Source organism: Bacillus sp. SIMBA_005, assembly GCF_046535585.1.
Lineage (GTDB): Bacteria > Bacillota > Bacilli > Bacillales > Bacillaceae > Bacillus > Bacillus pumilus.
The window spans coordinates 1-259 of record NZ_JAWRWI010000676.1 but is presented as its reverse complement, the minus strand read 5'-3'; the positions used below and the strand labels follow the sequence as shown (position 1 = coordinate 259).

1 protein-coding gene is annotated in these 259 nt (G+C 37.5%); it reads left to right on the top strand.

The window, feature by feature from the left end:
• Positions 1 to 259: hypothetical protein (locus SB660_RS21795; RefSeq protein ID WP_410584517.1), on the top strand; the 259-nt coding region annotated here is incomplete at both ends.

The window sequence follows — 259 nt, the reverse complement described above, 5'->3', positions numbered from 1 at the left end:
GGATGAAAACACAATTATTACTGGCTTGTGTCTTTTTGGGAACGCTGACATATGCTCAAGTGGGTATTAATACGATAACCCCTAAAGCAACTTTAGATGTTACATCTAAAAACATCGATGGAACAAGTCCAGAAGGAATTATTCCTCCCAGATTAACAGGAGATGCATTGTTTGCAGCAATTGCATCAAATTCTTACAATGTTGAACAAAACGGTGCAATAGTTTATATTACAACACCTGCTGCTGCTGCAAATCAAAC